General features: G+C 41.1%; 23 protein-coding genes and 1 tRNA gene. 14 read left to right on the top strand and 10 right to left on the bottom strand.

Features of this window, described 5'->3' with window-relative positions; translation table 11 throughout:
• Positions 1-22 precede the first annotated feature (22 nt).
• The gene (locus tag AC2SLP_RS03390) at positions 23-1,615 is read left to right on the top strand and encodes an LptF/LptG family permease (protein WP_486535224.1); all 1,593 of its coding nucleotides are present in this window, start codon (positions 23-25) and stop codon (positions 1,613-1,615) included.
• Positions 1,612-3,111: an LptF/LptG family permease gene (locus AC2SLP_RS03385; RefSeq protein ID WP_486535223.1), complete on the top strand. Its 1,500-nt coding sequence runs from the start codon at positions 1,612-1,614 to the stop codon at positions 3,109-3,111. Before AC2SLP_RS03390 ends, AC2SLP_RS03385 begins: the two co-directional genes overlap by 4 nt.
• A 321-nt stretch (positions 3,112-3,432) precedes the next feature.
• Here AC2SLP_RS03385 and AC2SLP_RS03380 read toward each other — a convergent pair whose 3' ends face one another.
• From AC2SLP_RS03380 to AC2SLP_RS03360, 5 genes are all read right to left on the bottom strand, one after another.
• The gene (locus tag AC2SLP_RS03380) at positions 3,433-4,041 is read right to left on the bottom strand and encodes a class I SAM-dependent methyltransferase (RefSeq protein WP_486535266.1); all 609 of its coding nucleotides are present in this window, start codon (positions 4,039-4,041) and stop codon (positions 3,433-3,435) included.
• 122 nt (positions 4,042-4,163) lie between these two features.
• The gene (locus tag AC2SLP_RS03375; RefSeq protein ID WP_486535222.1) at positions 4,164-4,856 is read right to left on the bottom strand and encodes a phosphoglycolate phosphatase; all 693 of its coding nucleotides are present in this window, start codon (positions 4,854-4,856) and stop codon (positions 4,164-4,166) included.
• A gap of 130 nt (positions 4,857-4,986) precedes the next feature.
• Complete coding sequence (locus AC2SLP_RS03370; RefSeq protein WP_486535221.1) at positions 4,987-5,487, bottom strand: DUF4385 domain-containing protein; 501 nt, start codon at positions 5,485-5,487, stop codon at positions 4,987-4,989.
• A gap of 197 nt (positions 5,488-5,684) precedes the next feature.
• Positions 5,685-5,760, bottom strand: a tRNA-Phe gene (locus tag AC2SLP_RS03365).
• Positions 5,761-5,962: 202 nt separating this feature from the next.
• Positions 5,963-6,397 (bottom strand): hypothetical protein, encoded by a 435-nt coding sequence (locus tag AC2SLP_RS03360; protein ID WP_486535220.1) that lies wholly within the window; start codon positions 6,395-6,397, stop codon positions 5,963-5,965.
• Between the two features lie 314 nt (positions 6,398-6,711).
• On the opposite strand from AC2SLP_RS03360, the gene hisB reads away from it, so the two are divergent.
• The 4 genes from hisB to AC2SLP_RS03340 all read left to right on the top strand — a co-directional run bounded on the left by hisB (position 6,712) and on the right by AC2SLP_RS03340 (position 9,261).
• Positions 6,712-7,338, top strand: a complete 627-nt coding sequence (gene hisB, locus AC2SLP_RS03355; protein ID WP_486535219.1) for an imidazoleglycerol-phosphate dehydratase HisB — start codon at positions 6,712-6,714, stop codon at positions 7,336-7,338.
• 3 nt (positions 7,339-7,341) lie between these two features.
• Positions 7,342-7,977, top strand: a complete 636-nt coding sequence (gene hisH, locus AC2SLP_RS03350; RefSeq protein WP_486535218.1) for an imidazole glycerol phosphate synthase subunit HisH — start codon at positions 7,342-7,344, stop codon at positions 7,975-7,977.
• An 85-nt stretch (positions 7,978-8,062) separates the two neighbouring features.
• Positions 8,063-8,305, top strand: coding sequence for a hypothetical protein (locus tag AC2SLP_RS03345; RefSeq protein WP_486535217.1), 243 nt, complete (start codon positions 8,063-8,065; stop codon positions 8,303-8,305).
• 218 nt (positions 8,306-8,523) lie between these two features.
• The gene (locus tag AC2SLP_RS03340; protein ID WP_486535216.1) at positions 8,524-9,261 is read left to right on the top strand and encodes an SDR family NAD(P)-dependent oxidoreductase; all 738 of its coding nucleotides are present in this window, start codon (positions 8,524-8,526) and stop codon (positions 9,259-9,261) included.
• Between the two features lie 289 nt (positions 9,262-9,550).
• Here AC2SLP_RS03340 and AC2SLP_RS03335 read toward each other — a convergent pair whose 3' ends face one another.
• Entirely contained in the window at positions 9,551-10,528 is a 978-nt protein-coding gene (locus tag AC2SLP_RS03335) for a DMT family transporter (protein ID WP_486535215.1), read from the bottom strand.
• Between the two features lie 354 nt (positions 10,529-10,882).
• Here AC2SLP_RS03335 and AC2SLP_RS03330 point away from each other — a divergent pair, with 354 nt between their 5' ends.
• Positions 10,883-11,215 (top strand): hypothetical protein, encoded by a 333-nt coding sequence (locus tag AC2SLP_RS03330; protein WP_486535214.1) that lies wholly within the window; start codon positions 10,883-10,885, stop codon positions 11,213-11,215.
• Between the two features lie 77 nt (positions 11,216-11,292).
• The gene (locus tag AC2SLP_RS03325; protein ID WP_486535213.1) at positions 11,293-11,712 is read left to right on the top strand and encodes a PACE efflux transporter; all 420 of its coding nucleotides are present in this window, start codon (positions 11,293-11,295) and stop codon (positions 11,710-11,712) included.
• Between the two features lie 131 nt (positions 11,713-11,843).
• Here the strand turns inward: AC2SLP_RS03325 and acnA are convergent, their stop codons facing one another.
• On the bottom strand, positions 11,844-14,678 hold the full coding sequence (gene acnA / locus AC2SLP_RS03320) for an aconitate hydratase AcnA (protein WP_486535212.1): 2,835 nt from the start codon (positions 14,676-14,678) through the stop codon (positions 11,844-11,846).
• A gap of 641 nt (positions 14,679-15,319) precedes the next feature.
• Here acnA and AC2SLP_RS03315 point away from each other — a divergent pair.
• Complete coding sequence (locus tag AC2SLP_RS03315; RefSeq protein WP_486535211.1) at positions 15,320-16,930, top strand: GMC oxidoreductase; 1,611 nt, start codon at positions 15,320-15,322, stop codon at positions 16,928-16,930.
• Positions 16,931-16,977: 47 nt separating this feature from the next.
• Here the strand turns inward: AC2SLP_RS03315 and AC2SLP_RS03310 are convergent, their stop codons facing one another.
• Complete coding sequence (locus tag AC2SLP_RS03310) at positions 16,978-17,151, bottom strand: hypothetical protein (protein WP_486535210.1); 174 nt, start codon at positions 17,149-17,151, stop codon at positions 16,978-16,980.
• Positions 17,152-17,427: 276 nt separating this feature from the next.
• Positions 17,428-17,796 carry a hypothetical protein gene (locus AC2SLP_RS03305; RefSeq protein WP_486535209.1) on the bottom strand — a complete coding sequence of 123 codons (369 nt, stop codon included), beginning with the start codon at positions 17,794-17,796 and terminating at the stop codon, positions 17,428-17,430.
• Between the two features lie 171 nt (positions 17,797-17,967).
• On the opposite strand from AC2SLP_RS03305, the gene lplA reads away from it, so the two are divergent.
• Positions 17,968-18,972, top strand: a complete 1,005-nt coding sequence (lplA, locus tag AC2SLP_RS03300) for a lipoate--protein ligase (protein WP_486535208.1) — start codon at positions 17,968-17,970, stop codon at positions 18,970-18,972.
• Between the two features lie 254 nt (positions 18,973-19,226).
• Entirely contained in the window at positions 19,227-19,607 is a 381-nt protein-coding gene (locus AC2SLP_RS03295) for a hypothetical protein (RefSeq protein ID WP_486535207.1), read from the top strand.
• 106 nt (positions 19,608-19,713) lie between these two features.
• On the opposite strand, the gene AC2SLP_RS03290 is transcribed toward AC2SLP_RS03295, so the two are convergent.
• Positions 19,714-21,033, bottom strand: a complete 1,320-nt coding sequence (locus AC2SLP_RS03290; RefSeq protein ID WP_486535206.1) for a hypothetical protein — start codon at positions 21,031-21,033, stop codon at positions 19,714-19,716.
• Positions 21,034-21,891: 858 nt separating this feature from the next.
• On the opposite strand from AC2SLP_RS03290, the gene AC2SLP_RS03285 reads away from it, so the two are divergent.
• From AC2SLP_RS03285 to AC2SLP_RS03275, 3 genes are all read left to right on the top strand, one after another.
• Entirely contained in the window at positions 21,892-23,025 is a 1,134-nt protein-coding gene (locus AC2SLP_RS03285; protein WP_486535205.1) for a hypothetical protein, read from the top strand.
• 352 nt (positions 23,026-23,377) lie between these two features.
• Complete coding sequence (locus AC2SLP_RS03280) at positions 23,378-24,043, top strand: PIN-like domain-containing protein (RefSeq protein WP_486535204.1); 666 nt, start codon at positions 23,378-23,380, stop codon at positions 24,041-24,043.
• Positions 23,944-24,720, top strand: coding sequence for a PIN-like domain-containing protein (locus AC2SLP_RS03275; protein ID WP_486535265.1), 777 nt, complete (start codon positions 23,944-23,946; stop codon positions 24,718-24,720). The genes AC2SLP_RS03280 and AC2SLP_RS03275 overlap by 100 nt, the downstream gene beginning before the upstream one ends.
• Positions 24,721-24,722 lie beyond the last annotated feature (2 nt).

Genomic DNA, 24,722 nt, shown 5'->3' with positions numbered 1-24,722 from the left:
GCCTGTGATCTTACGCCGTTATATGACCCAGCAAGTGGCTTCGACTACCGCATTAGTCTTGGGGTTTTTGCTTGTATTGCTATTGGGTGGACGTATGATTCGCTACTTTGGCATTGCTGCTGAAGGGCGTTTAGACGTAGGCTTACTGTTTGCTATTATCGGCTACAACTTACCTTATTTTCTAGAATTGGTATTGCCCTTATCCTTCTTTATTGGGCTTATGCTAGTGTTTGGCCGACTCTATGTCGATCATGAAATGGCGGTACTAAATGGAAGCGGTATTTCGCGCGGCCGATTGGCACGATTAATGACGCCGCTTATCGTTCTTTTAATTATAGTGGAAGCAGGGTTGTCGTTATATGCAAAGCCTTGGGGAGTGCGCAATACAGACACCATTTGGCAGCAGCAATCATTGAGTAGTGCTTTTGATTTGATAAGGCCGCAGCAGTTTGTTAGTAGTGGGAATTATCATTTATATGTCGGTGATATGAATGAGGATAGAACAGAATTACAAAATGTTATCTTAATACAGACTGCTGATGACAGCAGTAAAGACCAAGCTTTGGGTCCAAATGCAGCGAGTGACGACAATGCCAATCAGCAGGAACAGTTTCAACAGGAACAGTTAGAGGACCAGACAGCATCGGCACTACCCATTAGCGAGGCATTGTCAGAAGATTTAACCCATTCCTCTGCTATGAATGAAAAAAATGCTGAAGATCAGTTAGATTTAGAAAATAATAAGATTGTCACCAGTCTTACCAATCCTATAGCCGCTACCCAGTCTAATGAAGGTCATGCAGAAAATGGCGCAGTTAGCGACAATGAGAGCGACGTTGAGAGTGAAACGGTCATCTCAAATGAAGATGTAATCAGCAGCGACGACACGTTATCTGACAGTGCATCTAATGTAGTTAGTACCAGCTCAGATCCTAAGCGAGATACGTTAGTGATGGCCAAACGCGCGGTACAAGTTCAAGGTGTTGAGAACAGCAACAAGACACAGCTGGACTTGTATCAGGGTCGCCGTTATGAGGTAGATGCCGATAGCTTGGTTTATAATGAAGTGAGCTTTGAGCGCTATCGTATCAGTCTTGAGCGCCCACCAGCAGATGTTGTCAGTGAGGACAATGTGGCGACGCAGCCACTGACCGTATTATGGAAAGTAGCAACAGGAAGGGATTTACCTTTATCTGCGAACACTTCAACGCCTGAGCTTACTACCGACAATGCGGGTGGACCAGTAATAGCTGCTCAAGCTGAGCTTGGCTATCGGTTTGCCCTGCCGTGGCTGATACTCATTGCACCTATGCTCGCTGTCCCATTGGCTCAAGTGCGGCCACGGCAAGGGCGCTGGCTACGCATAGTACCTGCTATCATGATTTTTACCAGTTGCGCCTTGGTTATTATTTCTATCAAAAGCTCGGTGGCGAAAGGCAACCTACCCGTATGGATAAATGCCGTTGCCATCTTTGCCTTTATTGCACTGGCCTTGTATCTGAACTGGGCGAGCCGTATACATCACCGTGTTCGATTTAGATTAGGTCAACGAGAGTTAAATAAAAACATGAATTCATCAGTTCATGAGGATCAATCAAAAGGAGGACGGTCTTGAAAAACATATTTAAAGACCGTACGGCTTCTTTGGAATCAGTACGACCGGGAACAATTTTACCCCGATACGTTAAAAAAAGTGCCTTATTTGCGATGTTGTTTGCTGTCTTAGGCTTATGGGCATTGCAACTGGTATTTGCGTATCTTGCTGAATTAGAAGACTTTAGCGACAGTTATACTTATTTGGATGCGATAAAGTATATTTTTTACCGTTCGCCCTATTTTTTAGAGCAGTTCACGCCCACAGGCGCACTTTTGGGCGCCGTAATTGGGCTTGGTCTATTAGCCAACAACGCTGAGCTGATGGTAATGCGGGCATCGGGGCTAAGTATTTATCGCATTGTTGGCTGGGTATTGCAGCCCGCATTTATCTTTGTGTTTTTGGCGCTTGTCATCAATCAATATGTGCTACCCCAAACCAACCTTATGGCCAGTCAAATTCGTAAACCGGACACCGCATTACTGGCGTCGGTAAATGGGTACTGGACGATTCAAGAAGCCCCTCAAGTTACTCAAGCTCCTAATATTCCTCAGTCTTCACAGACGTCAGAAAATGGGCATAATGCGCAAGATAATGAGCAAGATAACGAGCAAGTTAATAGCGCCTCAAATAATAATGGCGTCTCCAATGGGCATAATATCCTATATATCGATTATGCAGATGCTAACGGTAATATCGGACAGGTAAAACGTTGGCATCTAAATGGAGACAATGACTTAACTGCTGTATCCAAAGCTTCCGGTGGCACCTATGTGGCACAATCTGATGCGCAGACGCTCCCGATAGGCGGACAAAACAGTGAAAGCTCTGCTGATCAATCTGCCCTTGAGGGATTAGATATAATTAATCATCAGTGGCAGCTAAACGATGTGACCACAGTGACTTTGGCCCAGCGCTCTGAGATTATGAATCAAAGTCAGGCTCAAAACTTACAAGAACCCATAAAGCCCACATCTACTGATGAGCAAAACAGTCAAGATGATCTAATTCAAGATAACCTGATTCAAGATAACCTGTCCCAAGACAGTACAGCGCAAACATTAGCGGGGGTTCTAACTGATGCCCCTCTCGTGGCACAGCATCATGAAGAACAAGGCACCATGATTTTACCTATTTCGCCAAGTTCGGTTTATTTATTAACCCGCCGTGCTGAAGACTTATCCTTAACTCAGCTCTATGATCATAAACGATTTAATGCCTCGCAAGGCACACGCTCGTTAGAGCATGAGGTGGCATTCTGGCAAAAGCTGCTGTCACCATTTGCGATCCTATCGCTGGTCATTGTCGCTTGCTCATTTGTGTTTGGTTCACTGCGCACCCACAGCTTGGGTCTGCGCATTGTGGTAGCGTTGATTTTTGGACTGCTATTTAGCTATATCCAAGATTTGACCAGCTTTGTATCGTTAGCCACAGGCGCATCTCCGCTGCTGATGGTGTTATTACCTATTATTGGCAGTGCAGCATTGGGCTTATATCTGATTAAGCGCCAAGGATAGAGCAGGATAGGTATGGGTATAGGCCGGGGGTTTATAGGGTCTGTTAGCTTTAAGCCTGTAATATAGTCAAAGAACTACTAAACGGTTACGGCGTTAACCTCGCTAAGCCTACATGAGTAGTACTTGCACTCGGTTGTCTTGTAACCATTTTAGTTTTCTTCAACTATAGTGTTAATCGTCTCTACACGCTGAATCGCCTAAATGATTTTTAAATGATAAAGCCCCGATCTTAAAATCGGGGCTTTATCAAAGGTTTGTCAGTATTGGGTATTTTGTGTTATTTTTCTCTTAACTGCTAACTCTTAGTTTTTTCCTCAATTTTTAATCTTTAATGGCACGAGTAATAGTGTAAGTTTTGCCTTGTTTAACCTTGTCCGCATTACCAAAGACTTCGGTACAAGCCCGTTTCATAAACTGGCGCAGACCATTGATAGTCACCACATAAAACCGACCGCCTGAGCGTAATTTGCTATAGGCATCAAGTAGGTATAAATAGTGCTGCTCTTTACCTACCTTTGCTGGCAGATTGGTCATTACCAGACTAAAATCTTTGTTAGAATCAACATGGTTAAATCCATTTGATAAATGCACATCAACATTGGTTAAACCATTTTTCTGACAGTTACGACGGGCATATTCGACCGCCATAAAGTCTTTATCAATCAAGGTATGCTGACCCTGTGGGCATTCACGCGCCGCCGCCATCCCAAGTACGCCATAGCCACAACCTAAGTCGATTGAATCATCATCAGGCTGAAAATCAATATAGTCGAGTAGCATCAAGCTACCTGCGTCTAGTTTTTCAGGTGAAAAAATACCCCATGTGGTGGTGAAGTGCATCGGTTTGCCCAGCACATCTTGAGTAAATGTGATGTCTTCGCGCCAATGTTTGGCTTTTTCTAATAAGTCAGCAGGGGGCTGGTGTGTCATCTGATCTGTCATTTAAAAACCTTTCGTATGAATAAAACTTATATAGATATAGATATAGGTATAGACGATAAAAAATTATAGTTAATAGTAGAGAGGGTAAGGGCTATTTGAAATAAATCGCATTATGCATAGCTTGTAATGACCCAATCTACCAAACTTTTAAAATCGTCAAACGCGGCAGTTGGATTTAGCTCACGGATATCTTGGCCGTAATTATACCCATATGACAGGCCCAATGTGTCGATGTTAGCGTTTTTACCAGCTTCAATATCATTTCTCGAATCACCAATCATGACAGCTTGCGCGGGCTTTATACTTAAGTGCTTACATACATGCAGTAACAGGGTAGGGTCTGGTTTTTTTACGCTTAGACTATCACCGCCAAGCACTTGTTCGAACGTGTCTTGCCAACCAAAGGTTTGCAATATCTTTGGCACGAATCTAATCGGTTTATTAGTCACTAAAGCTAACGTAAATCCCGCTTGTTTTAGCTGCTTTAATCCTGAATCAACGTCAGGATAAGCCACCGTGTTTTGACCGCTTATGTTGTTATAAGCTTCAAAAAATACCTGTTCGGCATGATCAGCGTCAGCTTTACTTAATTGGCCGTCTGTCACCTCAACATCACCTACCAAAGCACGCTCAACCAGCATACGAGAGCCATTACCTACCCAATTGCGGATAGTGTCAACTGCATAGGTCGATTTTCCTAAGGTTGTTAGCATTTCATTGACGGCTTGAGCCAAATCAGGAACGCTATCGATCAACGTACCATCAAAATCAAAAATTAGAAGTTGTTTGTCTAGATCTGTCATAAGATTCTCAGGTTTATATTGTTTTAAGCAATCAGTTTAATTGATGTGTGCAATGAATTTGCATTAATTTAGAATTTTAAGCGACTGTTTTTATTTTTAGAGACTTACATTATTGTATTTAAAATAGCCTTTATTCAACGTCTTTGTATTTCTCACGGTGTGCTTTTTTCATTTTCAAATAAGTCTTATTTTCTCGGCACAAATCCCATTTTTGTTTAAAGATACGTGCAGACTCGGCTTTGATAGGATCTTCTTCATCTCGTGGTAATTCTTCGCGTCCATGCGCACCACTTTGACCTTTTTTATCATCGGGTACAGGGCCCTTGTATTTTTTACCGCCCTTGTGATTGGCATAACGCCTAGCACGTGTATAGCCCATTTGTAAGAACTTACGCGCCATGTCTGCGCCAACAAAGTCATCATTGTCCAGATAATCTAAAAACATCTGATAGATGACATCGCTACTCTCTTGGGCGACATCAGGAGTAGCAAAGCGCCAGTGCGGTAAAATCTCAGATTTATAAGGCTCTACCAATAACACGCCTTGTTCACCGCGTCCTACTCGGTACAGTTCAGGCTGCTCACGAAGATTTAGATTTTTGTAGTCTAAGTCGTAGTCAAATTCACGCATAATAAGTCGCACATCATTAGATTAAGATCAATCGCTAAGACATCAGGATAGAAGCTTAGAACTATTTAGTATACCCAGTGATGTAGAACATTAAATATGGACTGTGTAACCCAAGCTTAGTTCATCATCTAAATATCAGCCATAAAAAAACCCCCAAACTATGAGTAGCTTGAGGGTTTCGCAATTTGGCAAAAAGATGGTGGCTCGAGGCAGAATCGAACTGCCGACACAAGGATTTTCAATCCTTTGCTCTACCAACTGAGCTATCGAGCCGTCTTTATGAGGACGCTATTAAACTAAATATTAGATGACCTGTCAACCTTTTTTTCAAAAATAGATGAAATAAACAAGATTTCGCGGTTGGATGATTGGTTTAAAGTTTTATATCATTTTACCTTATACCCTTTGTCTTAGATACGGACGGATACAAGTCTATTAGTTTTACGATAGTAAATTGACAGGCTTTTATTAATAGTTATCTCTTAACCCGAATCAGCTCATATTCGCTCATGATTTGATGAATTTGAGTATCAGCTGGCATAAATTGACACACACCCTTTTTGACTTCTTTGTCGTAGACCAGCTTAATAAATTTGGCGTCAATACCGCGGTTCACATTTTCTGGATGCATGGCTAGATATTGCAGTCGTTTGGTATCTGTCTGACCATCATCAAAGCAACCGACAGCAGCAATGGGCTTATCATTAAACATGCCCACATACATAAGGTTGCCACGTTTAAAGGCAGTTTCAAACATAGCCATCACTGCATGAGCATCCGATAAATTACCCATATTGGCGTTATCGGCTGCATATAGTTTGGTAATGCGCTCACGCAGCTCGTTATCGTGAGTGGTCTCACGCATAATGGGGGCGTCAAAAGAATTAATGGCAACGGCTTCTAAAGGCATAGTAAGGCTTCCAAAATTAGCGTAAATAAGGACTAAATTAAAATAATATCAGTATTTTAGCAAACTATCGGCGTTTATAGACTGTAAATATGGCTTAAAAGTGGTGTGTTTGTTATCATCCATATCATATTGTTTGACTTAAATTTTTATCTATAGTCAAAGAACTACTAAATGGTTACGGCGTTAACCTCGCTAAGCCTACATGAGTAGTACTTGCACTCGGTTGCCTTGTAACCATTTTAGACTTCTTTGACTATATTATTTATATTGGTTGTTCTTTATTAGCGAGCCAATGATTAGTGAGCCTTATTGCCATGACTACTGAAATAAATTCAAATCCAGCCAATCGTCCAAATCGTATTGCGAGTGTAGAGCGTAATACGGCTGAGACGCAAATTAGTGTGTCGGTTAACCTAGATGGTACCGGACAAGGGATCATAGATACCGGCGTGCCTTTTTTGGATCATATGATTGACCAGATAAAACGTCACGGGCTGTTTGATCTTGATATTACCTGCAAAGGGGATACTTACATCGACGATCATCACAGTGTCGAAGATACAGGCATTACGTTGGGTCAAGCCTTTGCTAAGGCTCTCGGTGATAAAAAAGGCATCCGCCGTTATGGTCATTTTTATGCCCCACTTGATGAGTCTTTAACCCGAGCAGTCGTTGATATTTCAGGGCGCCCTGGTCTGCATATGGACATTCCATTCACCCGTTCACATGTTGGCAGCTTTGATGTCGATCTATTCAGCGAATTCTTCTATGGGTTTGTCAACCATGCATGGATGACGGTACATTTAGACAATCTAAAAGGCGTTAATAGTCATCACCAGATTGAGAGTACCTTTAAAGCTTTTGCACGTGCGCTACGCATGGCCTGTGAGTATGATGAAAGAGCGTTGAATACGCTTCCTTCTACCAAAGAGGCGCTGTAGCTAATGACTAAAATTGCACTTTTAGACTACGGTATGGGCAATCTACACTCAGCTAGCAAAGCATTGGCAGCGGTGGGTGCCGAGGTGTCTATTACCAATGATCCTAAGATTATTAGAGCGGCTGACAAGATTGTGTTCCCAGGTGTTGGCGCCATGCGAGACTGTATGGCTCAAATGCGTGAAGAGGGCATTGATGAGGTGGTAAAAGAGGCGGTATTTAATAAGCCAGTGATGGCAATTTGTGTTGGTATGCAGGCGCTGTTTACTGAATCGCTAGAGTTTGAACATACTCAATGCCTAGATATCATACCGGGTCAGGTCGTCAGATTCGAAGATGACTGGACGAATGAGCAGGGCGAACGCATTAAAATTCCGCATATGGGCTGGAACACCATCTCGGGTATGGATGCAGCTCATCCGCTGTGGCAAGGTATCGATGAGCACGCACATTTCTACTTTGTACACAGCTATTACTGTGCCCCTGAAGATGAGTCTGTGACGGCTGCTGTTTGCGATTATGGTCAGCCATTTTGTGCCAGCGTAATTAAAGATAATCTATTTGCCACTCAGTTTCATCCTGAAAAAAGTCACAATGATGGTTTACAACTACTCAAAAACTTTGTTGAGTGGAACATATAGCTTCAAAAACAAAAAGCTTTAAAAACAAAAGGCTATAAAACCAAGGTTTAGGACTATCTGGTAGAAGAAAGCAGGATAAAGGTATATGCCAACTTATTATCTATATCTGGTCTTAGCCGTACTGCAAATTGTATTTGCTTTCACTTCCTATCCTGTCTCTTTTAAAAATAAGCAGCGGGTCATGATGATACTGCAATTTGTTCTAATTGCAGTATTGTTCTTTGATGGGTTTTATAGCCTATTCACCGCCACCTCCTACGATAGTTATATCACTATTCCTTGTGTACTAATTATCTTGCTATTACCTAGATTTAGACCCCTTAACTGACCTATTTTAGTTTACTCACCTCCTGTTATTAATTACATAAGCTTACTTCGAGGCCATACTCCGGTACTAGCGTCATTATAAAATCGTTGTTAATTTTGATATGGCATAAAAACTATATGACATAAAAAGCATATGACATAAAGAGCATATGAGAAGAAAACAACGAATAAGCGCTTATATATGCAGCTATTAAAATTAAATATAACAAGGAGCAACTTATGAAACTTCAGGATAGAGTAGCTATCGTGTTTGGCGGTACTTCAGGATTAGGGGAGGCCACAGCAAAAGCCTATGCCAATGAAGGCGCAAAAGTGGTTATCGTAGGTCTAGAAGAGAAGGCGGGTAATCGTATTGTAAATAAATTAAAAGATAATGATCAACCCTCCTTATTTATACAATCAGACGTTACTAATCAAGCAGACATAGACAAGGTTGTCGATAAAACATTGGAAACCTTCGGTCAGATAGATATTTTATATAATGGCGCGGGGATTCATGATGCCTATAAAACCGCCACAGAGCTTGAGCTTGATGAATATGAAAAATTAATGGCAGTCAATGTCACAGGACCCTATCTGGCCTCAAAAGCAGTTATTCCACATTTTATTAAACAAGGAAGTGGAGTAATTATTAATATTGGTTCGCAAGCGACGCAAATGGCAGGTCCAGGGGGCTCTGCATATGTGACTTCAAAGCACGCCATTGCTGGTTTTACCAAACAGTTGGCATTTGATTTTGGCTCAAAAGGCGTTAAGGTCAACCTGATATCTCCTGGGTTTATTGAGACTCTGATGACAGAAGGTATTGAAGATGAGCGTCTAAATAATATACCTGCCAAGCGGGCGGGCAAGCCAGAAGAGATTGCAGCGTTAGCGGTATTCTTAGCGTCTGATGACTCAAACTATATGCACGGTGCCAACGTATTTATGGATGGCGGTTGGACTTTAGGTCGATAGAAAGAACTGTGAAGCGCTCATATCGATGACATTTAAGATATTGATGGTATTTAAGATATTGATAGTGTTTAAACTTTTGTTGGATTAATTTTTTAGAAGATTAATGATAGAAAAAGTATTGATGCTATCAATCAAAGCTCATGCAAGCTCTTTGTAAGTAGGTAGTGGGGATTACTAACTTAACACCCACTTTTTTGGTTATATAATATAGTGCTGTATTTGTATTGTGTAACCAGTCTAAAGACTGTCTTTTTACTAAATTCGCGCAGTGTAAAAGAGACCAACTCATTTATTTAACATTATCTTTTGAGGCGACTAAGCCTTTAAGCGATAAGTTTAATGATAAATAAGTGCCAACTAGGATGACTATTGAGCCAACAATTGCTGCCATATCTAGTGCTTCGCCTAATAATAAAAAGCCAAGTAATATCGCAAAGATAGGGATGATCAGCGTTATGCTTGTGGCACGCATGGCCCCAATGCTTTTAATCAGTTGATTCATGAATATCAGGGCAATGGCTGTCGAAAAGACACCAATACAAATGACAGATACCCAAGCTTGCAAACTGATCTGCTGACCAACAGGAAACTCATAGATAGCTATCGGTAACATCACAATACCCGCTATGATCAGCGACCCAGACGTAATCGCAATGGGAGACAAATGCTCTAAATAATTGCGTGTCAAATTTGCACCAATAGCGTATCCAAGGCTTGCAAATAAAGCAATCAATATCGGTGTTAGCCCTGATTCAAAAGCTCCTGATTCAAGCGCTCCTGAATCTTCAGCTTGTGATGTTAATTCATGAGTTACCGAGCTTGAGACTGCGTATAGGTTAGGGAATAAGTGTTCGCTCATTAAAATGATTACGCCCATAATACCAATAATCAATCCGATAGACTGTTTGCGCGTTAATTTATCATTAAAAAATACACTGGCAATCAATCCGCTCATCATTGGAACAGACGCATTGAGTACAGCCAGAACGCCTGCGTTAATAGTCTGGGCGGCATACGAATATAATGTAAAAGGGATAGCTGCCGTACAAATACCTACGATGGCTAGCATTTTGATATGGTGTTTGATGCCTTCTCTGTTTTTAAAACTCATTAGTACAAATACCAGCATCGTAATCGCTGCAAAAACCACACGCAGACTGGCGAAAGAGAGTGAGCCAAATTCGGGCACACCTATTCTATAAAATATAAAAGACAGAGACCACATAAAGGCAAGCGAAATAAAGATTAGCAGATCACGTTTAGTCATTGTTAGCTCAAGCAGCATATAAAAAGGTATAACAGTAATACATGGATATTATGGTAAGAATGGGTACGATAAAGAGAGGCGGCTTAAAATGGATACGATTTAAATGTCAGTAGCAGTAGGATTTAGTGATAGAGGCAATGATAGGTATATGCTTTAAAGAATCAATCCCTTGCTCTTTATATATTTATTCATAAACAATCCACAGCCTAGTATAACAGTGTTACGTAGAATACCTATTTATTACTGAATTTTAAGCAGCTGCATTTAGAGTTTATCAATTATTCAAGCGTATCAATACGTGATAATAGAATCATAACCTGTTAAAAAAATCATATTTTGTATCGGATATTACCAGTGGACTTTCAACGGTTTAAATTAAAAATTATGGGAATGACAGGGCTTGAAAGAGATGCCCTGCATATCTATGTGGGTATAGGGGTGTTTGTTATAAGTTTACTACTTACCCGACCTATTATTCAGCGACATATCACAAGGTTAAATATTGCCTTATTCGTCTCCGTGATGTTTGCTTTGGCGGGTGAGTATTTAGACTTGAGCGTTAATTATCCAAATCTGACTGGCGACCATCTTCGAGCCAGTATTCATGATATTCTCAATACTTGTTTTTGGCCGGTTGTCCTCTATGTCATAAACCGCTGGACACCCCTATTTGATAAACATTATTAAAATCATTAAAAAGATGGGGTGTTACATTTGAAGATTGGTCCTCAATTATTGCAAGCCATTCACCATAAGATATAAATATGCGCAAAACGTCAGACCGGATCCGTCATGCTGTAGGCTTTGAAATTATAGGGCTATTGTTATTTGCTCCACTTGCCAGCTGGGCATTTGGCTTTCCATTACATGACATCGGAGTGATTACTATCGCCGCCTCTATCGTCGCCACAGTATGGAATTATTATTATAATATCTTATTTGATAAAGCCATGCTTAAGGCAAAAGGGTCCGTACATAAGACAATTCCCATACGTATCTTACACGCCGCCTTATTCGAAGGGGGGTTGTTACTATTCTTCTTACCTATAGTCGCTTGGTATCTCAAGATTAGTTTGTGGCAGGCCTTTATCATGGATATTGCCATGGCGATATTTTATCTGGTTTATGCGTTCTTTTATAACATCGCTTACGACAAGGTTTTCCCAATTCCAGACACACCCTAATATTAAAAAGACAGTGTTAAACTAAGACTATTGTAGAAACAGTATTAAAAGAACAGTAATGCAGACAAAAAAATGCCTGACAATGAGTCAGGCATTTTTTATTAGATTAAATTATTGAGTAATGTAATAATTTAAGCATGTTCTTGAGCAGCAAGTTGACGCAATACATAATGTAAGACACCACCATGACGCACATATTCACGCTCTTTTGGCGTCTGTAGCATCACGTTCACCTCAAAGCTTTCAGTACTACCATCGGCACGTGTTGCGGTGACAGTAGCCGTCTTACTTTCACCATTTTCAAGACCAGTAATGCTCAATACTTCTGAACCATCTAGGTTATATGTATCTGCATTTTCACCGTCTTTGAAGGTTAATGGCAGCACACCCATACCGACTAGGTTAGAGCGGTGAATACGCTCAAATGAGCCTGCTAATACTGCTTTTACGCCTAATAAGATAGTCCCTTTAGCAGCCCAGTCACGGCTTGAGCCAGTACCATATTGCTCACCGCCTAGAACGACTAAGGTACGCCCTTCATCCTTGTACTTCATGGCTGCATCATAGATGGCCATTTCTTCACCATCTTGTAACGTCGCTTTATCACCACTAAAGTAATAGGTATAACCACCTTCTTTACCACCCATCATTTGGTTTTTGATACGAATATTCGCGAACGTACCACGCGTCATTACTGCATCATTACCACGGCGTGATCCATAGCTGTTGAAGTCGGCTTCCAATACACCACGCTCCTGCAAGTATTTACCTGCTGGAGAGTCTGGATCAATATTACCCGCAGGTGAAATATGATCAGTGGTAATAGAATCACCAAATAGACCTAAAATACGCGCATTCTGGATGTCTTTAATCCCTTCAGACTGCATGGTCATATCATCAAAGAATGGTGGATTTTTGATATAAGTAGAAGCGTCGCTCCAAGGATACAACTGACTGTCGGCCGAAGAAATTGCGTTCCATTCTGAGCTACCATCGAAGACTTCGCCATAGTTCTTATGGAACATATCAGCATTGATATTTTGAGCAATCAGCTCGTCAATTTGTGCGGTGGTAGGCCAGATATCTTTTAAGAACACATCATTGCCGTCTTGGTCTTGTCCTAACGGATGTTCAGTTAAGTCAATATCAACTGTACCCGCAAGCGCATAGGCTACTACCAATGGTGGTGAGGCAAGATAGTTGGCTTTAACATGCGAGTGAATGCGCCCCTCAAAGTTACGGTTGCCAGAGAGCACCGAGGTCGCTACCAAGTCTTTCTCTTCAATAGCTTTTTCAATCACATCTGGCAATGGACCTGAATTACCAATACACGTGGTACAGCCATAGCCCACTAAGTAGAAACCGACTTTTTCAAGCTCGTTCATCAATTGGGTTTTCTCTAAATAATCGGTGACGACTTTAGACCCAGGAGCGAGAGACGTTTTTACCCATGGTTTGGCTTTTAGCCCTTTTGCAGCAGCATTTTTTGCGACCAAACCAGCGCCAATCATTACCGCTGGGTTTGAGGTATTGGTACAAGAGGTAATTGCCGCAATGACCACAGAGCCATCGGTGAGCTTGTGCTCTTTGTCATCGATACAGACGGTAGAGAACACGCTTTGCGAGTCTGCCTCGTCTTTAGCGGCATCGTCTTCGGTGTCTACTTCAATAGCAGGCTGCGCGGCGAGATGGTCGGCTTGCTCTTGTTGACCCCCTTCTTGATCAAAGCGTACTTTACCTTTTAGTTCTACCTTACGGTCTTGAGTCATCACATTTAAGGTGTCTTGGAACTTATCGTACATATCAGATAAAGCAATACGTTGATGCGGTAGTTTTGGACCTGCTAAAGAGGGTTCTACGGTGCTCAAGTCAAGTGTTAATGTACTTGAGTAAATAGCATCAGGCGTATTAGCATCATGCCATAGGCCTTGAGCTTTGGCGTATTCTTCAACCAGACTAATTTGATCTTCTTCACGACCAGATAAACGCAAATAATCAATAGCGACTTGGTCAATTGGGAAAATACCACACGTAGCACCATACTCTGGTGCCATATTAGCAATAGTGGCACGATCCGCAAGCGGTAGGCTATCTAAGCCTTCGCCAAAAAACTCCACGAATTTACCAACCACACCATGAGCGCGTAGCATTTCAACAACACGCAGTACTAAGTCAGTTGCCGTTACACCTTCGGATAATTTGCCAGTTAATTCAAAGCCAACCACTTCAGGAATAAGCATAGATGAGGGCTGACCTAGCATTGCAGCCTCAGCCTCAATACCGCCGACGCCCCAACCGAGTACACCTACACCATTAATCATGGTCGTATGACTGTCCGTACCAAATACGGTATCAGGATAAGCGGTAAGTTCACCATTTTGCTCACTTGCCATAACCACACGAGCCAAATATTCTAGGTTAACTTGGTGCACAATACCGGTGGCTGGAGGTACAACGACAAAATTTTCAAATGCATTTTTACCCCAATGCAGGAACTCATAACGCTCATTGTTACGTTTGAATTCAATCTTTTTATTTAAATCTAACGCATCCTCACGGCCATATACATCTACTTGCACCGAGTGATCTACCACCAATTCACTAGGGATAAAAGGATTAATCTGCTCTGCATTACCGCCAAGTTTAACAATGGCATCTCGCATAGCGGCTAAATCAACTACTGATGGCACCCCAGTAAAATCCTGTAAAACCACACGTGCCGGCATAAAGGCAATTTCTTTTGAAGGGGTGGCTTTAGCATCCCAATTGGCGACTGCTTCAATATGCTGTTCACCAACAGATTGACCGCCATCTTCATTACGCAGTAGGTTCTCTAATACGATTTTCATGCTGTATGGTAGGGTATTAATATTCGGGTACTTTTTATCAAGCTTTGTCAAGCTGTAGTAAGCATGATCCTTACCCGCAACTGTTAAGCTGTCTTTTACATTAAAAACATCACTCATAATGGCTCCCTTTTCTTTTTTTTACTTTCAAACAAAGCAGTAAGTAGGTGGCTAACATCCTCAAAAACAAAGTTTTAAGGTCTGTTATTAGTTGAGACTATTAATAACTAACGTCGAAACTGATTATTAAAACAAACAATCCTAGGCTACTATTAATATAGCTGACAATACTGCCACTTAAACCCCTATTTAATGACAGACCTAATAACCTTAATATAACTAATAAAACTAATAACGCTAAAAGATACGGCATTCATATAAACTCATAACCGTTTAAAACAATCGTATGTTCTACATTTATAGGGTGAATATAGAGCATAAAATATCATTAGGTATATGACTTATAACATATCAAATATGTGACTTTCACATAAGGGTTAGGCGTATTATCATCGTGGTTAAATCGTAACAACAGACCCTAATATAACTAAACGCGCTAAGCTTTAAATCAATGAGTCAGTACTATGAGCACTAAAAGCAGTTTAGCAAAGTGAACGTGCTATTTATTTACGTTAGTTAAGGAATACAGCAAATAAAAGTTGCTAGACTGATTAAAAATATCTACCTTTTATACCTCATGGCTTATATGTCATCAGGTGTATCTTTTTAAACCTCTTCCAATTCTACAAGTTAGGAATCGAATGAAGCGACGTAAATTTATTAAATCAATAGGTCTTGGATTAGGCGCAGCCACTACAGCGGCAACCATGAGTGGCTGCCAGACGTTGGCAAAACCCACTATTGACCCTATGCTGCAATCAAAGCCAGTAAAGCATGCAAGTCACTTTAGTAATATCGTCGTAGGTAGTGGGTATGGCGGGGCGGTTTGTGCGTTGCGTCTTAGCGAGCAAGGGCATGAGGTGCTGATTTTAGAGATGGGTATGCGCTGGGACAGAACACCTGAGCACGATACCTTTTGTAAGATGATTACCGCTGATGAGCGCTCAAGTTGGTTTAAAAACTGGCCTAGTGCGCCGATTCCGATTCCACGCCGTATCAAGAAGTATCCTGGCGTACTCGACCTAATTGAATATGATGAAATAAAGGTATTCGCTGGTCGTGCTTATGGCGGTGGTTCTATCGTTAATGGCGCGATTGCCATTAAGCCAAGACGCTCGCATTTTGAAGAAACCTTTCCTTGGATAGATAGCGATGAGATGTATGGCACTTTTTTTCCAAAAGCCATGACAGCGTTAAAAGTCAGCCAAATACCAGAAGACTTTTTTAATCACACCGAGCATTACGAATATACTCGAGCTGCCGAGCGTCAAGCAGATAAAGCCGGTTTGAAAACAGAGTTTTTCAGTAACAGCTACGATTTTGAGTATATGGAAAAAGAAGCCACAGGCGAGGTGTATGCTTCAGGGTTGGGCGGTGAGGTTATCTATGGTAATAATGCAGGCAAGTTCTCTCTAGATTTAACTTATCTAAAAGACGCTGAAGCCACAGGTAACGTTAGCGTCAAAACGTTGCGTAAAGTCAATAATATTGAGCAGCTAGCAAAGGGTAAGTTAAAGCTTGAAGTGCATGAGCTGAATAAAGAAGGCGGTATTGATACTATCGAACACTACACCTGCGACAAGCTATTTTTGAATGCAGGCAGCACAGGTACATCAGAGCTACTGCTCAAAAGTCAAGCCGCTGGCACGCTCAATAATCTCAACGAACATGTGGGTCAGCACTGGGGGCCCAATGGCAATATCATGACTGGACGCAATTTTGTCCATGCAGCGGGAGAGGCTCAATCCTGTATCCCCGTCAAAGGCATTAACATGTGGGATGGCGATAGAGACGGCTCTAAGTACAAGATATTTGCCGAGATTGCGCCACTACCTATGGGGCTTGAGACGTGGACTACCTTGTATTTAGCAATTACGGATAACCCCGAACGTGGCAATTATTACTACGATAAAGCGTCTCAAGCGGTCAAACTAAACTGGAAACGCTCACAAAACCAATATTCAGTCAATGCCGCCAAAGAGCTGGTTGAAAAGCTGGGCAAAGCCAATGGAGGACGCACCTCGAGCCTATTGTTCAACAAAGGCTTTGGCGACGATTTTTGCTACCATCCCTTAGGTGGCTGCGTGTTAGGCAAAGCGACCGATGAATTTGGACGAGTCAAAGGGCATGAAAATATTTACGTACAAGACAGCGCCTTGATACCGGGCAGTGCAGGCGTTAATCCCTATGTGTTTATCACTGGGCTTGCCGAGCGCAACATGAGTTATATTTTGCAGCAGGATTTTGGCTAACAATAAAGCCACTTCTTTTAAACCAGCACCACCACCGTATAAAGGTTTCATAAAACCAGCTCATCAAAAGGCGCCCAAGTTGCAAATAGCTGAGGGTAGAAGGCTGAGCTGAGGGAGCTAATCTCGCCATCCGCTTGTATCTGCCTCGTCACTGGCGTGCGGACTATCGTGACCAGAGGCGTTGCTGTTACCTCGACACCCCCTCTAGTCACCGTCCGCATCGCCATTGCCGTCAGCAGGATACCGCTGCTGTCAAGGCTAAACCGCACCTCCATTTTACCCTCAATACAAAAACCTCAAAATGCAATGTAATTCTGTGAAACAATCAAAGATTATGTGTTTTCTTAATCTTCAAGGGGAGGGCTAGAGAGGGGGTGTCGCTTAATGTCATGTAAATTGGCGAGTAGGGTGACGCCATGCGTACCAAACAGAACCCGATAATCAAATTAAATAATAAGTTCTAGCCCAGAGTTTAAATGAATAACATGGATGGATTGTCATTCATGTATCGGAGTGATAGCAACATCTGTTGAGCCTTTACCATCCTCTTTAAAGGTAATGGCAAAGTAGGCAGGATGCTGTTCAGGAGTAGTCACCCATAGTTCACGCCATGTTTTTTCGCCAGTAGAACCAGTTGGATGTTCGATAACAAATGGAGTAATATCATCCAATGGTGTGATGTAACCATTTTCCACCAAAATCAATGCTGTGTCTCTACGTAAGACGTCATTGGTAAATGAGCCTGGTGTTAATTCGGATGATGTGGATGCAGAGAGCGTTTGTGAAGGGGGTTGAGCCATAGCAGGTGTCATTACCACCCCTACCAAACTGACGATAACTATAGCGGATGAAAGAGCAAAATTCATGGTTAGTCCTACATGATTGGGCCTAATAGCGGACGGAGCTTTGGGTAGATTGAACTAAAGTCGCTACTCAACAGACCTTTGAATATAAGTTTTAAAAGTATTATTGAGCTTAATTAAACAACATCTTCCTGATAAAAACAACTCAAGATAAAAACAAAAAAGGAATCCATCATGAAACTTCGCATCTTAAAATCAGAAGTCACCAACCCTTGGTTTAATCTGGCGACAGAAGACTGGATTTTCCAAGAGCTTGATCCAGGCTCGCACACCTTATTTTTATGGCGAAATAGCGAAACTGTGGTTATCGGTCGCTCGCAAAACCCTTGGGTCGAGTGCAAAACTGATAAGATGGAACAAGATGGGGTTTACCTCGCTCGCCGTCAAAGTGGGGGCGGGGCAGTGTTTCATGATTTGGGTAATACTAACTTTACCTTTTTATCTCCAAAAGAAGACTACGACCAAGATGCCAATTTCCAAATCATTATCAATGCCCTAAAAAAGTTGGGTATCGACGCCACTCAGTCGGGTCGAAATGACATGCAAGTGGGCAACCGTAAAATATCAGGCAGTGCATTTAAGCATGCGGTTGATCGCAGTTTCCACCACGGTACGCTATTGGTGGACGCCAATATGCAAAAGCTTGGTGACTATTTACATCCGCACCCATTAAAGCTAAAAGCCAAAGGTATCAAGTCAGTACGCTCACGGGTAGCTAATCTGGTTGAATTCAATGAGACTATCACTCACGAAAGCCTGTCTCAGGCGATTATAGAGGCGTTCTGTGAGTATTATGGGCAAACTGCTGAGGTTGAGGAATTAGATGAAGCCTCATTAAAACAACAACCTCACTTAAACAAATATTATGAGCAAATGGCAGATTGGCACTGGCGATTTGGCAAAACGCCACAGTTTAGCCATCACATCGAAACCCGTTTTGATTGGGGCATTATCGATCTTCATATGGATGTTGAACAAGCTATTATAAAAGAAGTGGTCATCTTCTCTGATGCACTTAATGTCGATTTAATCGATGCACTAAAGCAGGCATTAACTCACATCAATTATGGTACCGCTTCAGTAAGATCAGCTCTTGATAAGCTAAAACAAGTCAAGCCTGAGATGGCAGATCAGGTTACTGATTTTGAAAATTGGCTACTAAGCGAGATGCAAACCTAATTACATAAACCAAAAGCAATACATATTAAATGGTAGGGCTTTGCTAATTTTAAACGAAGTCTTACACATAATAACTTAATAATGCGCAGTAGTTCTTTAAAATGGTTTGTAAGCGTATAAATATAGTCGGTAACTACATAACCAATAAGCTTTATTTATCAATGGATTGGGCTATAAATTCGACTATATTTGTAATGAAATAAGATGACTATTAATCATATTTATTAAAATTTAAAATAATAAAGGAGACGTATATGTTCGATATTAAATCTTTATTAACAAGATCTGTCGAAAAAGAGCTACTGGATGTGGATGATTATATCTTTATTCCTGAGCGTTACGATTTAGAAATTGATGATGGCGTTTTAAGCTGTGTGCTAAATAGTGATGGCCGTGTAGATATCTTCTTTCAAAAGCATGGTATTACCGATGTACGCTCAGCTGCTCGTAAGCATGCGTATACAGGGTTTGATAGAGAGCTACACTTAGGCCTCTATGACGATGTCATTGAAGATCTAATCAATGACGTTAACAAAATATTAGATGGCAAGTCACGTTATTTCCAACAAGAAGTCGTATTGCCCGCTACAGCAGCATTAGATAACAAACCATATGTAGATACTGACCATATGTAATACTGTTAATATCTCATAAACCTACCCTCTAGTTTTTCATATTAAAAAGCCAAGTACTTAGCTATGTACTTGGCTTTTATTATCTTAAAGTTTCAGAACGTTGACGTTAATCTTTACACAGTTCCAATGTAAAGCAGGTATCATGCCGCTGTACCAGTTTCACCTCAAAACACAAGCCTTCGACTTTAATCTGATACTTACCGCTTCTGGCACCACGGGTGCGAATAACAATCTCACGAGACACACAGTTCGTACCGCCTTCTTCACAAGGTTCAACGTTACCAAAACATAATCCACCTTGAGGAATCACCTCAACTGACGGCGTGCCATCTGGCAATAAAGGTACGGGCGAACCATCCTCCATTAAGACCGATAGCTGAGCGATACGCACCCCACTAAAAGTAATATTGGAATAGCAATTGCACACTGAGATGATAGCCGTTTCAACGTCATCAGTCTCAAAGCAGTCACAGTCACTGTCGCCCCATTTTAGGGAGACGCAAGGGTTAATTTTTGGTATGTCCAACACTTTACATTCTGACCCGCATGCATTACAAATGGCGTTGATCAGTAATTCTACGTATTGCTCTTCACTGACCGGGCCATGATAGGTACTACCCCCAGTTGGATCGGTCATGTTGTCATAGGATGCGACAACACCGGGGCTATTGTCACTGCCGGGCGTTATTTTATGAGCAAATACCACCACGCCATTGGCAACAGCTGCCGCAGTGGCATTGGTTGCAGCTGCATCATAGAATGCCGAATAACCATCAAGTGCCGTATCACTAATATAAAATATTGATTTACACGCCCCCTCTCGCCAATCATAAAAATTACTAATATCAGCAATCGAATCGGCGCCCTCCTCGCCAGGGTAGGTTAAGTCTCCTGCCGGCTGCGGCTCGTCTTGTTTAAAAGGGCCTAAACTGCCGATACTCTCAAGATATTGTTGATGAGTTTGGGTAAAATTGGTGCCGGCAAGGGTCGAGGTGATATCTCCCAAATACCCTGGTGGATTGGCTCCAGATTTTGAACCATCGACAGCAAGCCATGTAACTCGTAAGTCTGATGGACATTCATCAGCGGCTTTGCGCAACGCTTCATCGGCGGCTTCTGCAACGGCTGTCGCAGCAGTGGACATCGAGCCACTGGCATCAATGAGTATGACCAAATCTACTTTAGGCGTGCTAGAGGACGACGAACCGCAGCCGCAGCCTGCCAAGCTTTCTTCACAATGAGTTAAGGTATTAAGCTTGTCTTCATTAAGCTGATATATGGCCTCATTGACATCTTGTAGCAGACGCTGACAGGTCTCATCGATGCGAGCCACATTGCTGTGTTTGCCAGTGTCTTTGGCTTGATTACCATCGGCCCAGTCTTTAGTGACACCTCTGGTGGTGTTTTTTTCAGTACGCTCCTTCATAGTGTTCTCCTTGGTTGCATTAGAGTCCGTCATATTGAGGGATACAACTAAAAAACATATGAAAGACGCTGTGGGTCACTATTTGAGTATACGACTGTAAATTATCAATTAAAAGTGAGTTAAGAGAGACTTTTGTAAATGGTTTTTATGAGTGCTCCCATGAATAATAGTGCCAAATCTTGGCGTATTTGAAAGCTGTAAACTTATAGTCTTAATTTAAATACCCTTAATACTAATTGTGTATTATATTAATACCTATTGAATAATACTTTAATCAAAGTAGAATTTTATTGGGTCAAAGATAGAGACTATTGGCGCTTGGGTCGCTACCAATATAATTAATAAAGACCTACGGTCTAAGCCAATTTATTCTATTCTGTATCAAGATGACTATTCGGAGTGTTTATAATTAAAGCTGCTTTGTGCGATTCAGAGTTCACAGGGATTGGGTTTTGAGTAGCCAATCGCGCCATTCGCTACTATCTTGGCTTGATTAGGGGCGGGCGCTTGGCAAGCGTCGTTCCTGACTCAGCGATAACGACTCTTACCAAGCGCCTGCAACCCTATGCTTCACCAACTATATCCGCTCAGAAAATGCCCGTTAAAGCATTTTATCTTGCGAACCTAAAATTGCAGTGCAATTTTTAACGGTTCTAATGTCACGGCTAAACCGCTCCTCCAGTTGACGTTGGAGATGTTAAGTAAGGATTGACACAATATACACGCTCATAGAATTATCAAATCGTGGGTGATAACCTGCGTTAATATTAACCTTCGTGGACTCCGCTTCACTGCACTACGCTACGCCTACTTAAAACTATTTTAAACCAATAGCCATCAAGCAGAGAAATAACCCTTATGAGTAATCTATTAACAAACCGATACCTCATCACCTCATTATTATTACTCGCTATTAGCGCCTGTGAAACGAAGTCCGACGAGTTTACGCAAGCTGAACTAACGACTACCAAAGCTAGTCAAGCCGAGCCAAAGCCAATAGAAATTGCTAATGACAATAAAAGTATTGAAAAAGAAGGTACTGTAGAAAATGAAACGGAAATGGCGATAAACGTCGATACAAGTAAAGCGAACTGCGACATTGTACGTGAGATAATGGCGCAAGTTGGCATAAACAGTAAGATAGAGTCTATCTATCAAGTTAATGAAGCGCTTCCTGTTTGTTTAGAACAAACGGACAGTACAACCGCACTCATGCTACTAACACAATACAATGAGATGTATTACCGTTTTTTGGATGACGGCTTGCGGGGTGAGGACAACCTTGACGTTTTTAATAACATAGCATACAAGGTAGACACTGGCCAGGCCCTCTCAAAGACTCAACAGGAAATTCTAAATCCCCATCTTAGATACTTACTCACGTTATCACAGAGTGATGAAGATGTTTATCTTAAGTATTTGGGCGAAGGCTACTATACTTTTAGCCATGATTTATCAGCAATGGTGTCTCGGTTTGCCCCTTATTTGACCGAACAAGACCGTACCTTCTTTGAGCGTATGGCAAAGGACAATCAGGATATTTTTTGGAATGATGCGGCTATTAACGTCTCTTTAGAAAACCTCATAGAGCGCGCTTTGTTTTGGGAGGATTATTTAAAGCGCTATCCAAATGGACGCCATAAGCAAGAAGCCCAGCAGCTTTATAACATTTACCGGTTCTCTTTATTTTACGGTTCAGATAATACAGATTGGACAGACGATGCCATGCATTACTTCTATGAGCCAGAAGATAATTTGGCAATGATTGAGTTGTCGCATCAGCCCAACAGCCAACTGGCAAAAGACGCCAAGAAATTCTTACAGTTTATGCAAACCTCAGACATTGAGCGCCGTGGTGACATCGAACCCAATGGTGATGACTATCAAGATATTTCTATTGCCAGACAGCGAGTTGATGAAGTGTTACAAATCCCTAATCCTTGGCAAGCAGAAACCTCAATAGATTGCTTTGCGGGTATATTCTGTGGATAGGATTTTGTAGCTAATCCTGCTTTAAGCTAAAATCTTGGTTTATACAGGGGCAGGCGCTAATAGCAAGAGTCGTTCCTGACTTAGCGATACCATCTCTAGCCAAGTGTCTGCACCCCTGTGGTATACCAAGTATATCTGTTTCAATCAGGGCTAAACTTCTCCTCCGATGCAAAGTTCACGTGAAAGCAAGGTTAGCTAGGGTTTTAAACTCAATAGGCTGGTCGGTAGGGTGCATTCTACGCACCTTTAAAGTCCTTTATGTAAACCTAAAGCCTTTGATTTTAAAGCATGTTTGAGCTAATGTAGTACGTAATTAAATAATACCTACATTCCTAAGTTTAGAGGTTTAAAGATGAAAGATAAGTTTAAGTGTTTTTATCAATTGAACGATGAAGAGCTAAGGGGTATTTGGTCTGACGAGAACACTATTTATATATTCGATACGAATATTCTACTAAATTTATATCAATATTCTGAAGAAACAAGAGAAGAGTTTTTTAAGGTTTTAGATGAGCTAAATGATAGGATTTGGATACCTTTTCATGTCGCTTTAGAGTATCAAAACAAAAGACTAAGTATAATTAGAGATGAAAAGTCAGTATTCAATAATATTAATAAAAAGCTTAAAAGTATAATAGATATAGTCGAAAAGGATTTTGCCGATTTCAATCTTAAAGATAGAAATCCGAGCCTTTTTAAAGCAAAAGAGAAATTTAAAGAAGATATTTTAAATTTGGTAGAAAGCTTTAGAGAAGATGTTAGTCATCATGACTCTGCACAACCTTGCGTTAGAAGTCATGATGAAATTAGAGAAAGATTAGATAAGATTTTCAAAGGCAAAGTTGGAGAAGAGCCAAAAGAAGAGTTTATAAAGAAGGTCAATGAAGAAGGGAAGGATAGGATAGGTACAACGAAAAAATACCTCCTGGTTATAAAGACATTAATAAAGAAAAAAATCCAGACAAAGCAACCTTTGTATTTAATGGTATTGAGTATGAACGCAAGTATGGTGATTTGATTATTTGGAAACAGATAATAGAATATGCTAGTAACAATGATTCGTTGAAAAACATAGTATTTATAACTAATGATACCAAAGAAGATTGGTGGGAGTTGATTGAATCACGTGGAGAAAAAGTGATAGGTGCTCGACCCGAACTTAAAGATGAAATTTATAGAAAGGCTATGATAACTAGTTTTAAAATGTATTGTACTAATGACTTTCTTCTTGATGCTAGAAATTATCTGGGAATTTCCGTTGATGATAAAGCTATTAATGAAGCTAAAGAACATTTTACGAGTATCAGTTTAGATAGACTAAACTCTTTAAGTTCTAATCCAAGCCTAGAAGCGATACAAAGTATTTCAGACAGAGTGGCATCTTTAAATAACAATCCAAACCTAGAGGCGACACGAAGCATTCCAGACAGAGTGGCATCTTTAAATAACAATCCAAACCTAGAGGCGATACGAAGCATTTCAGACAGAGTGGCATCTTTAAATAACAATCCAAACCTAGAGGCGACACGAAGCATTTCAGACAGAGTGGCATCTTTAAATAACAATCCAAACCTAGAGGCGATACAAAGTATTTCAGATAGAGTGGCATCTTTAAATAACAATCCAAACCTAAAGGCGATACGAAGCATTTCAGATAGCTTAACTTCAATAGAAAGGGCTTTAAAAAATGATTAACC

The sequence above is a fragment of the Psychrobacter sp. CX21 genome, from assembly GCF_057396255.1.
Note: the sequence above shows the minus strand (reverse complement) of the source record. Positions and strands in the feature narration are given on the sequence as shown.